Here is an 11,375-nt window from a genome sequence, read left to right on the forward strand (position 1 = left end):
CTAAGAGTTTGGTTGATGAACTCCCACCAGTCCCGCTTCTTCTCCTGCTTCATCCACAGGAACGGAGATAGTGACAGTACAATGCAAGACAACCTTGGGTCTAGTTCCTTCCTTCCCCCCCATTGCTTGCCAAAATTCCCCAAAACTTTGTAAGTTACTGGGACGTAAACTAATTAGTCTTAAAGGAAGTTCTTGTCCTTCCAAATTATCTGCAATCAAGGTTTCGGGGAGTTTTCGATGTCGCAGCAATACCTTCATCACTGCTCCTAAAAGTTGATGTTCTGTCTGGACATCCTCTTCATTTTGTGGCCAAGCAGTAATTAGATAGGAACAATCTACCCTAGCTGGGGGACGTTTTCTAATTGCTCTGCCATTAGTTTGGCGTTCCACTGACCAAGCACTGCTGCGTAACTCCAGATTCTCCTGCACATCATAAAGAAATAAATTAATCGCTGGTTTTTGTTTAATTGCTCCTTGGTAAGGTGTAACAAAACTGATAAATACCTCTGTGTCTCCTGAAGGAACATCAGGTGGAAGTTCTCGCTTCAGTAGCAATTCTAAGGTAGTGTCTAGACCATCTAACATAATCTAAACAATGTTCGTTTTATGACACTGTTCATTTTGAAAGCTTATGAAAGAAAATAACTGATAGTTGAAAATAATACAACCAGTTACTAGCTTTATGAATAAAATATACATTAGTTAATGTCAATATTCTTGTAACTATTAGTAATATTTGCAAAAACTGTATTTAGGAAAAGTCTGCTAAAATCGATTGATTAAATTTAAAAAAAGGAACTTAACGTTGCAGAATCTTGCTGCGGCGCTCAAAACTGGGTTGGTTTTGCTCCGTGTTTTAAAATAATAATGTAATAATTTAGTCTACTAGTGCTGAATATAATAAATACTGAAAATTTATAACCAGCACAAACACTTAAGTATGTGTCATCACTATTTTTTATAGCAATCCCTAACCGAATGCCGGAGACGAACCATGTACCAAAAACAAATATTTCAAAAAGTTGCACCCTCGCTGCCATCAACGCCAATAAGTAAAGAGATTGCCTCTAGTCCCAGTTATGGATCATTGTCTTCAGTTGTGCAGAGAGTGCAACAAGACCCAAATAGCGTGAGTGGGGATGAGAGACAGGAGTTAGAAAGTGCGATCGGTACAAGGTCAACACAAGAGATTTTGGCGGGGAAGCAAACGCCGTGGATACCTGAATTTCAGGGGATTTCCGCCCAGCTTTGGGGTGGTGCTGGGCAGGTAGCGGCACCGATACAGGCGAAGCTGATAATAGGGGAAGCGGGGGATAAGTATGAGCAAGAAGCGGATCGGGTAGCTAAGGATGTGGTGCAGCAGATGAACACACTACAAACAAATGCACTGCCAAAGAAAGATTCAGCGCAAACACAACCGAATACTTTACAACGCCAGCAAACAGATGAAGAAAAATTGCAACTAAAGCAGTTACCAGAGATCGTGCAGCGCCGAGAAGCTATTTCTGGGGGTGAAGCATCAACAGATTTGGCAGACTCTATTAATAGTGCGAGGGGTGGTGGACAGTCTTTGGATGCCAGTCTGCAACAGTCAATGGGGCAGGCGATGGGAACAGATTTTAATGGAGTCAGGGTACATACGGATGCTCAGGCTGACCAGTTGAATCAATCAATTCAGGCGAAGGCGTTTACCACAGGGCAGGATGTGTTCTTCCGGCAGGGTGAATATCAGCCAGGGAATAGAGGAGGACAGGAGTTGATTGCCCATGAATTGACTCATGTAGTGCAGCAGAATAGCGGTGCCGTTCAGTCTGCTGTAACCCAAAAACGTGACAATTGGGGAGAGGCAGATAAGTTTCTCCAAGCTAAAAATTATGTTATGTCAAAAGCACCTCAGGGTGTCATCCAACGCGGAGGAGCGGAAGATACCAGCAAGGATAATAGGACTGAAATAGAAGTGCTAAAAGAGGAGGGAGGAGTAAAAATTCTCTACTCTCAAGACAAAAAATATCATTATGTTGAAGCCCGAAAAAACATAACTTTCAAAGGTTCGGTATGGCTTGGAGAGGTGAAAATAGAACCTCCTAAAAAAGGTTATACTGTCCTCCACACTGATGCAACACAGGAGGCTCGTGGAGGATTGCTTACAGCTTTGATTCCTTTCGCTCTGAAAATTGTTGCGAAAAACCATATAGAGGAAAACGGCATGGTTATATTGCCAATGGGGGGTGGTGCAGTCATCAAGAGTATGGTGAAGCTGCTGAGTGAAAAAATAGGGGACACAGATACACATAGTGAAGCTACCAAAATAGAAAAGGGGCGCAAAGCTAAGGAAAAACAATATGTAGAAAGTTTAGGGTTTTTTGACAAAAGAAGCTACGAGAGTGCCAAAAAAGCAAATGTTAGTGAATGGAACGAGACATTCGATCAAGAACACGAAAAGCATATGGAGGCAATATTAAACACTCGCAAAGGCTCGTCTATTAACTTCATGTCATCAAAAGGGAGTGTGAAACGAGATGCTGAAGCAGAAAACCTTGGGCTAGAAGTCGATATCCCAACGTATATAGAAACATTAAAAAAGGCAACTACCATGACAGTAGAGATACCTGCTGCTTTAGTAAGGGAAATAGCCGATCAAATATAATAGAAAGTTATTGTAGTGCGATCGCCATTTTAGCGAAAGTAATAAAGGAGATTGAAAAAAATATTTAGGATAGTGCGATGCCTACAGCAGGCGTTGCTAACGTCCACAATCTCTCTCCATTTCCATATACTGCTCACTCAAGGAATATCCAGTGTATTCAACAGCAGCAGAAGCGCAGATATTTACCAAACCTATCTCCCAAGCTGTAGAAATTAGTCGCGATTTAAATGGATTGCAGCCTCTCCTAATCCGTTTAGATTGGCTAATTAAACAAGCGATTTTCACTCTGCAAACTCAGGAAAAAGTAGAGGGAGAATTCGGAGTTTCATGGTTGCAACAAACTGAAATCTCATCAGAACAACCGTCTATTACAATTCGGTCAGATTCGGTCTTAGCATGGCTGCAAAATACTTTTGGTTTATCTACTTTTGACTTAGATATACTAGCTATTTCCCTAGCACCAGAATTAGATCGTCACTATGAAAAAGTTTATGCCTATCTCCAAGATGATATGAGCAACAAAAGGCCTACAGTAGATATGGTCTTAAACTTGCTCTGTTCTAGCATTCCTGAAAAGCTATCACGACGTAAGCATTTTACTACTAACTCACCCCTCATTTACCATCGTCTGCTCCATCTCTGCTCGGAAACTCATCAGCAGCAATCGACACTTCTTTCTCATCGTCTAATACTCGACTCCCAAGTGGTGAGGTTGTTATTGGGTCAACCAGGGTTAGATTCCCGACTCATTTCTTGTTGTCAACTACTAGAACCAATCATATATTTCAATACTTTATATCTCAAGGCAGATGTACAAAAAGCACTAGAAGCCTTGCTGATAGAAGACTGGCAGAAACAACAACCCCTACTGCTCTATTTTCAAGGGACTGATCGCACGGGTAAACGCCACACCGCCCAAATTCTTGCTAAAACCCTGGAAGTTCCCTTGTTAGTTGCCGATTTAGCAAAGATGGTAGAGGATAAAGCCAACTTTGAGGAAAAATTGCAACTTTTATGGCGAGAAGCCTGGTTCTTTAATCGTTTGCTGTATCTCGATAACTTCGATATTCTTTACCTTCAAGATCATCAAGTTCTTTATCAATCGTTCCTCAGAGAACTAGAGAAAAATATAGGTATTACTATTCTCTCAGGAGTGCAAAATTGGATACCCACAGCGACGGCTGCAACAGGGTTAATTACAGTTCCTTTTACAATTCCTGAGCCTAGTCAACGCCGAGAATGTTGGCAAACTCACCTCAAAGTAGCCCAGATAAGTATTGAAGATAGAGAGTTAGATGTGTTGTGCGATCGCTTTCTTTTGGCTCCAGATCAAATCGCTGATGCCGTCGCTACAGCCTATAATACCGCTCGTTGGCAACAACTTAACTCAACTAAATACAATAGCGATCGCAAAACAGAAAAACCACTACTGCCATTTTTTAACTTATGTAGTGCAGCCCGCGCTCAATCTGGTCACGATTTAGCGAACCTCGCCCAAAAAATTACACCAAAATATACTTGGGATGATATTGTATTGCATCCCAACCAAATAACACAACTAAAGGAAATTTGCAAAGAAGCAGAATATCGAGATTTAGTACATCAAAAATGGGGTTTTGCAGATAAATTATCTTTAGGAAAAGGTCTAAATGTGCTGTTTTCTGGGTTTTCCGGTACAGGTAAAACAATGGCAGCAGAGGTGATAGCCCATCAATTGCAACTAGACCTTTACAAAATAGATTTATCGCAAATAGTTAGTAAATACATCGGTGACACAGAGAAAAACCTCAATCGTATTTTTCATGCTGCCAGTAATTCTAATGCCATTCTATTTTTTGATGAAGCAGATGCCTTATTTGGCAAACGTTCTGAAGTGCAAGATGCCCGCGATCGCTATGCTAATATCGAAGTGGGTTATCTATTACAAAAAATGGAGGAGTATAAAGGAATTGCTATTCTAACTACTAATCTTCGTAGCAATATAGATACAGCTTTTGAACGCCGTCTCCGATTTATTATTGAGTTCCCCTTACCAGACACAAAAAATCGTTATCTAATTTGGCAAAGAATTTTTCCGAAAATTGCGCCTTGTAGCTCCGAGTTGGATTTAGAGTTTCTAGCAGAAAATTTTGAGATTACTGGGGCTAATATTCGCAACATTTCTTTGACAGCAGCTTTTTTAGCAGCAGATGATGGGAAAGTAATCACTATGAAACATTTGATTGGGGCGTTGCGTAGGGAGTATCAAAAGATGGGACATATTTTAAGAGAAAAAGACTTAGGAGAATATATAATTTGGCGTTGATAGACGACTGTCCCCAGGTCAAACCCTATGGCGAACGCATCTAAATATTGAAGATCAATAATCAAGATTGAATTCCCCAAAAATAGACCACACACGGCTTTCAGAGAATTAAGCATCAAATCAAATAAGAATGATAATCGTTATATGGAGGTAAATTTGTGGCAGCCGTCGGCTGCCAAGTAAAACGTTGTTTAAGCAACACCGAACGCAAGTACTGCCGACAAGCTGCTTCTCCCCGATCAATCAAAATCCGCAGCGCCTGTACTTCCTGTATCGGAGAAATACTTTCTCTCAGCGATGGCTGGAATTAAATTCTGTTGCTTCTGCACATAATCTTGATGCTGCCGCTCTAACACAGCAATTTTGGAGTTTAACTGTTGTATCTGCCGCAATGCTTTTGTCAGGGACGATTCTTTGTTTTGAGAGCGATTATCCAAAGTGAATGACATATTTATTGCTCCTGTGTACAACATGATTTTCTTGATGAGCTGACCAATCAGGACATTTTTCATCAAGTAGCCGTGGGGATGAACAGCGCAATTGATAATCACGCCGTTGCCTTCGACTCCGTAAAAGTATTTGCGACCTCGGCACGGTGCAGGAATAGTTCTTGACTTGAGTAGTTCCTCTAATTCTGCGGCTGCAATTCGGCTGGCGGCGATTAGTCTCAATTCAACTAAATGCAGTAAGGGGTCGCCCGTTATACCTGTAAGGATTAGGCGAAGGTGGCAGTCACCTAATAAACAATCGTTTTTTTGAAATTCACAGTTTTGCACTTGCCTCATGTTCTGTTTTTCCTGCTTGCTGTGTAAATTGTTCGACTTCATCAATCGCCTCTTCAACTTCAGCTAGTACATTTATGGCATCGCCGAGATAGACATCATTCGTTGTTGAGAAGTAATGACTAGATTGGATCTGCCTATACTCTCGTGTACTCTATATCTGCTCAAAAAGCCTTTATAGCGAGTGAGAAATTTCGTTTATCTCGTCATCGTTATAATCAGGTAATAATGGCAGTATGTGGACTTGTCAGATTGCGGCTTAATTGCTCATGGTTTTTATCTGTTAATAATTGAGTTTATCGGGGAGAGAATAAATTTTTATATCTAAGGAGATATGTCTTAAGTTGATATTTGCCATAGTGTAAGGCTATGTTCATTGTCTATTTACTCACCTCGCTTTGGAGCGGGGTTTTTATTTATGGAGTGTAGATAAATTCCACTCCATGAACTAAACGATTCTATTCCACTTCGTTGTTAGTTGAAAACTCAGTTTTAGGTGTAGAAGTCAAAGCAGTTGATGAGGGCTATTGTTCCGCGCTACCCGTGTCACCAACTGAAAAATGGTCACATGAGGCGATTGTTGCAAGGGCAAATATGCGACCTGTAAGAAGGGAGAAACTGAATCGAGCGGCTAATTCGGGTGAGAATCCGGGTTTTAACTTCTTGCAAGAGTGCTGGAGTGACGATCCGGCTTTGCAGATTGTAATCAAGAAGCTGCTGGTGAAGTTTCCGCGGCGTTGCATAAATGTGGGATGAATCAGTTAATCACGAGTATTTCTCTATACTTTAAATAGTGAAGTAACAAGCGGATTGAGCATTTAAGCATATCTACTGTCTTGGAATAGCATAATGTTTTGCAATAGCGAAGCGGTAGCGACGTTAGGAGCGTCTGTAAGCGTGCCAGATAATGACGTAACCGTGTATTTTCACCTTCTACTCTGGTCATATATGTTTTACTGACAATATGATCTCCTGCCTCAATAAAACTGGGGTAAACTTTCCATCCATCGGTAACATAAAAAAGCGCAAAGCCAGCAGCAAATAATGTCCCACAAAGGTTTAAATGTTTCAGCGCTGTGATCTCCTAAAACCCAAGCTAAAATTCCTTGACGGAAGTGGTTTACTGCTGTCCACAACCAAATTTTGTTTTTTTTAAACCTACAAAAGTTTCGAGTTCATCTAACTCTCCAACTTCTGGTATCTCGTTGATTGGCGGTGCATCTGGAAGTTTTTCACCAATAAGTTTTAACCAATAAATTACGGTTGTATGGTGAACTCCCTTATCACGCTCGATCGCTCGAAATCCCATGCCATTCACGTATGACCTTAAACAGTCTTGTTTTATCTCATCTGAGTATCCTTTTGGTGGACTATAGACATCGATAAATTGACGACCACATTTTACACAAATGTGATTTTACTTACCTCTTCGTTTACCATTTTTTCTAATCTCAGTAGAGTCGCAGTATGGACAATACACAGTACAATGCCTCAATTCATCCCTCTATTATGCAATGCCGGAATCCCCTTCTGACAACCGCAGATATGCGAAAGCGTTTTGACGTTAAAAGTTTTACAATCTATTTATCAAAAAATTTTGTGCTTTAACTGAAGCTATCTGAGACTAAAGATTGATTTCTCAATTATTTTCCACTAATAAGATTAAAGAATCACTACATTTTTGTAGATAAAAAATCATATAATTTTTCAATTGTTACCATGTCCAACAGTGTTTTACCTCAAAAGGATTCTCAACAAGAAATAACATCCCAAATCAGAACAGTACAAGAGTTCCTTGCTGGTGGACTAGATCCAGATGTCTTTGACTGGCAAGAAGTTTGGTATCCTGTTTGTTACATTGAAGACTTAAACAAATCTCAAGCAACTCGCTTCACCTTGTTAGAGCAAGATATTGTTATATGGTGGGACCAAAAAGAACAGACATGGCGAGCGTTTATAGATCAATGCCCACATCGATTAGCACCACTTTCGGAAGGCAGAATTAATCACGAGGGATTGTTGGAATGTCCCTATCATGGTTGGGCTTTTTCAGGAACAGGGCAGTGTGAGCGCATACCACAGCAAACACAAACAACAAAAGCAGAAGTTTCTCAACGGGCTTGTGTAGCAACATTAGCAACCATAGTTCGTCAACAAATGTTGTTTGTCTATCCTGGTCGAGCAGAGAATGCAGCTAAAACTAAAGTCCCGATTGTTGAACCATTAGAACAAGACCCAGATGGTTGGATTTACCTTAACACCTTTAGAGATGTACCTTATGATGCTCTAACATTAATGGAAAACGTTCTTGACACCAGCCATATTCCCTACACACATCACCGCACTGTCGGCAATCGGGCAAACGCGTCTCCAATAGATTTAGAGATTATGGAATCAGGAAAGTGGGGGTTTAAAGGAACTTGGGCACAAGGGCCACGCAAAGGAACTTTAGGGCGGCAAGATACTACGTTTATTGCCCCCGGATTGATGTGGCACGACCTCACCTCCAAGCAGTATGGCAGAACATTAACAGTGGTCTATGCAACTCCTATTCGTAAAGGAGAATGTCGATTATTTGCCCAGTTTCCCTTCAAATTCTCATCCAAATTACCAGGGTTATTCCTCAGGGTGACTCCGCGCTGGTATTCTCATATTGGTCAAAATCGCGTACTCGAAGACGATCAGATTTTTTTACATTACCAAGAACGCTATTTTGAAAAACTTGGTGGTAGTGCCAACTTTACTAAAGCTTTTTATTTACCAACCAAAGCAGATCTTTTTGTATCTGAGTTACGTTCTTGGGTAAAGCAATACAAGGCTGAACCATTTAAATCAGAGTGTCTACCACCACCGCTACCAAAAGAAGTATTACTTGACAGGTATCATTCCCACACAAAAAAATGTGCCAGTTGTAGACCTGCTTTAACTCAATTACAGCGATTGAGAGTAGGAGTAGCAGTGGTAGCAGCCTTAATTTGGGGGTTTCTTCCTTTATTAATGTTGATTCAGAATCCGATTTCTATCATTAGTGTTATTGTTTTAACCCTAGTTATGATATTTAGTGTTTTGATTTGGCTTGGTTTGGGCAAGTTAGAGCAACAGTTTTATCAAGGAGGAGAAATTCCACCTAGAAATCTGCCAGAGAAAAATTAGCAAAATTTTCGTTAGTTAATAGGTGTAGATAAATGCGATTAGCCCTAGCAGTTAAGAAACCATAAAATTTAGTGTTTTTCCTTATAGGATTGTATCAAGTTAATCTTGAGCTATACCTTTGAGTGGTCAACAAATATTTGGACGAAATGTGTTACGTAGGTGCGATAAGCTCTCGCTTAAGCCTTCTCTTATGAGGCGCTACGCTCTCGCAACCTTTCTCCGTTCGCGTAGCGTTCCCCAGGAAAGGAGTACGGCGATCGCATATCCTTAACAACACAAAACTTAACCGTGCCGTGCTAATTGCGGTTTAGAAGCAGAAATTTCCTCAAACCGTAGCAGTAACCTATTCCCCTGGTCATCTCTGCAATCGTAGAACATACCCAAGCTATGACCATCCACAATACCGCGAACTGTAACCCGCTTGCCATATTGCGGCATTCTAGATTCGCTAACGTAAACCTTCTGCCAATTTTAAAGGTAGTTTCGTTCTGCATCGTGCATTTGTACTACTGTGCTAGCGGATGCAGAAACTCAAAGTGGCGGGGAATTCGGGGGAGAATCTGGGGTTTGACTTTTTGCAGGAGTGTTTGAATGATGACCCGGCGAAAGCAGATTGCGATCAAGAAGCTGTTGGTGAAGTTTCCGCAGTGGGGATTGGTGACGGCGGATGGGGTGTTGGTGAAGTGTGATGAGTAAAGTGTATTATGTCAACTACAAGCTAGACAAGTCAATTCAGATGCGCGGACAGTTTAAGGCTAAAGTAAGCAGAGGATGAAAATTTAGCACTTTCAGCTTATTTGGTGATTTGTGATCCTAAATTGTTGCTATTTATGACATATAAGCAGGAAATCATCAATTTTTACAATGCCAGAACCAATTATGATTACGATGTCACCCTCAATCGTGCAATTGCACTTTTTGACTACGTAACTCCAAGCCCTGGGCAATCCGTCTTAGATGTGGCGACAGGAACAGGAAATATTGCAATCACATCTGCTCAAAAAGTAGGTCCAAGTGGTTATGTGATTGGAATTGATATCGCAACAGAACTACTCAAGATTGCTCAACAGAAAATTCAAGCCGAAAACTTATCCAATGTTCGGCTAATTGAAGTTGATGCAGAAGCATATCAACCTGAAGCAGACAAGTTTGATGCGATCTATTGTTCTTACGCCATCGTGCTTTTTCCCAACATTCCTAAAATTCTCGAAAATTGGTATCGTTGTCTCAAGTTCGGTGGATTCATCGCATTTACCTGCTCGTCTGAAAATTCATATTTAGCATTGTCGATTGTAGAAGCTTGTGCAAAAAATGGAATCACACTGCCAAATCTACATGAACCATTGGGAACACCAGAGCGAATTAAACACCTATTAACTCAAGCCAAGTTTGACCAAATTGAAATTCATCCTCGACAGATGGGGACTTACCTGAGCATAGAAGAAGCACAAAGCAGATGGAATGGACAATTCTGGCTACATATCGATAATCCGTTACGGGAATTAACACCTCCAAAAATTTGCCAGATCAAAGCCAGCTATGATGAAGAGATCGCGGCACTAGAAACTGAGCAAGGTGTATGGTATGAGGAGTTAATTTACTACGTTGTTGCTCGTAAAACATAGCAGTTTCGGCTCAATAGGTAGATTCAGCGCACGCTGAGGCGGTGTTGGGAGAATGTACCGGGTGCGATGGCGCAAGCGCCCAGCGTAGCTGATCGCTTATTTGAAGGAGGTGTTACGAACTTGGCAAGGGGTAAAGTCACCGAAGTCCGTATTTGTGGCTGCTTGTAAGGAGGGGAAAAAACCGGAGTCCACGTAGGTAAAATCTGCTGTAAAGGATTGGTTTGAGTGCGCGAGGCGGCAGAGGATTGTAATTGCAATGTCAGGTAGTGTGATATTTACGCCAGAAGGTGAGGCGGTGGTGTTGCAAGAGATGATGCGGCAGTATCCGATGTGCGCGAAACTTCCGCTTTTTCAGCGATTACAAAGCATCTGTGCGATGTATGGATTCAATCAACTCCTCAACTTCTTCTTCGTCCAGACATTGTTTCACTTGGGTGCTGAACCACTCAAATTCTTCCGGTTCTGTATCCGTGACTCGGTAGACGAGTAATGTTCCTGCAACGCGGGCAAGAGTAAGAGGTGATGGGGAAACGTAGCTCAGTAGATCGCACGCATTCTGGTATATTTCCATGACTGATAATTCGGACCAAGGAGATCCCAACTGAGCAGAAAGCTGTTTTAGATTCTCCTGAATAGATGAATGGAAGTCTGGATCTTCGGGATGGGAAAGAGGGTTACTCATAATTGTCGTTCAAATGCCATTGGATTGGGACTGGAAACAATGTGTTAAAGTAAGTTACGCCTAATGTGAATTAGGAAAAAAGGCGGGAGAAGTAAGAAGATGAAAGTTACCAGCTTTTCAACTCAGACTTCCCCCATGACTAGCATAGACTTTGGAACGTTAATCACAACAATCTTTGTCA

At 41.2% G+C, this 11,375-nt stretch carries 11 protein-coding genes and 1 pseudogene; 5 read left to right on the top strand and 7 right to left on the bottom strand.

What is annotated here, in order from left to right:
• Positions 1-585 carry a DUF4255 domain-containing protein gene (locus tag IQ274_RS30515; protein WP_163930701.1) on the bottom strand — a complete coding sequence of 195 codons (585 nt, stop codon included), beginning with the start codon at positions 583-585 and terminating at the stop codon, positions 1-3.
• A 409-nt stretch (positions 586-994) separates the two neighbouring features.
• Between IQ274_RS30515 and IQ274_RS36870 the strand changes: the two genes are divergently transcribed.
• Both IQ274_RS36870 and IQ274_RS30525 read left to right on the top strand, forming a co-directional pair.
• Positions 995-2,647, top strand: coding sequence for a DUF4157 domain-containing protein (locus IQ274_RS36870; RefSeq protein WP_228058462.1), 1,653 nt, complete (start codon positions 995-997; stop codon positions 2,645-2,647).
• A 151-nt stretch (positions 2,648-2,798) separates the two neighbouring features.
• Positions 2,799-4,952, top strand: a complete 2,154-nt coding sequence (locus IQ274_RS30525; protein ID WP_322745385.1) for an ATP-binding protein — start codon at positions 2,799-2,801, stop codon at positions 4,950-4,952.
• A 115-nt stretch (positions 4,953-5,067) separates the two neighbouring features.
• Here IQ274_RS30525 and IQ274_RS37555 read toward each other — a convergent pair whose 3' ends face one another.
• From IQ274_RS37555 to IQ274_RS30535, 3 genes and pseudogenes are all read right to left on the bottom strand, one after another.
• Entirely contained in the window at positions 5,068-5,199 is a 132-nt protein-coding gene (locus IQ274_RS37555; protein WP_265578584.1) for a hypothetical protein, read from the bottom strand.
• A complete protein-coding gene (locus IQ274_RS36875) occupies positions 5,192-5,779 on the bottom strand; it encodes a hypothetical protein (RefSeq protein WP_228058463.1) in 588 nt (195 codons plus the stop codon). The genes IQ274_RS37555 and IQ274_RS36875 overlap by 8 nt, the downstream gene beginning before the upstream one ends.
• 712 nt (positions 5,780-6,491) lie before the next feature.
• Positions 6,492-7,214, bottom strand: a pseudogene (locus tag IQ274_RS30535) (IS1 family transposase).
• Between the two features lie 239 nt (positions 7,215-7,453).
• On the opposite strand from IQ274_RS30535, the gene IQ274_RS30540 reads away from it, so the two are divergent.
• Entirely contained in the window at positions 7,454-8,887 is a 1,434-nt protein-coding gene (locus IQ274_RS30540) for a Rieske 2Fe-2S domain-containing protein (RefSeq protein WP_194144472.1), read from the top strand.
• 282 nt (positions 8,888-9,169) lie between these two features.
• Here the strand turns inward: IQ274_RS30540 and IQ274_RS30545 are convergent, their stop codons facing one another.
• Positions 9,170-9,325 carry a hypothetical protein gene (locus tag IQ274_RS30545; RefSeq protein WP_228058464.1) on the bottom strand — a complete coding sequence of 52 codons (156 nt, stop codon included), beginning with the start codon at positions 9,323-9,325 and terminating at the stop codon, positions 9,170-9,172.
• Between the two features lie 83 nt (positions 9,326-9,408).
• Between IQ274_RS30545 and IQ274_RS30550 the strand changes: the two genes are divergently transcribed.
• Both IQ274_RS30550 and IQ274_RS30555 read left to right on the top strand, forming a co-directional pair.
• Positions 9,409-9,576: a hypothetical protein gene (locus IQ274_RS30550; RefSeq protein WP_163938755.1), complete on the top strand. Its 168-nt coding sequence runs from the start codon at positions 9,409-9,411 to the stop codon at positions 9,574-9,576.
• Positions 9,577-9,717: 141 nt separating this feature from the next.
• The gene (locus tag IQ274_RS30555) at positions 9,718-10,512 is read left to right on the top strand and encodes a class I SAM-dependent methyltransferase (RefSeq protein WP_163938769.1); all 795 of its coding nucleotides are present in this window, start codon (positions 9,718-9,720) and stop codon (positions 10,510-10,512) included.
• A 23-nt stretch (positions 10,513-10,535) separates the two neighbouring features.
• Here the strand turns inward: IQ274_RS30555 and IQ274_RS30560 are convergent, their stop codons facing one another.
• Both IQ274_RS30560 and IQ274_RS30565 read right to left on the bottom strand, forming a co-directional pair.
• Positions 10,536-10,769: a hypothetical protein gene (locus tag IQ274_RS30560; protein WP_194144473.1), complete on the bottom strand. Its 234-nt coding sequence runs from the start codon at positions 10,767-10,769 to the stop codon at positions 10,536-10,538.
• A gap of 101 nt (positions 10,770-10,870) precedes the next feature.
• Complete coding sequence (locus IQ274_RS30565) at positions 10,871-11,194, bottom strand: hypothetical protein (RefSeq protein WP_194144474.1); 324 nt, start codon at positions 11,192-11,194, stop codon at positions 10,871-10,873.
• Positions 11,195-11,375 lie beyond the last annotated feature (181 nt).

The sequence above is a fragment of the Nostoc sp. LEGE 12447 genome, assembly GCF_015206985.1.
In the GTDB taxonomy this organism is placed as follows: domain Bacteria; phylum Cyanobacteriota; class Cyanobacteriia; order Cyanobacteriales; family Nostocaceae; genus Nostoc.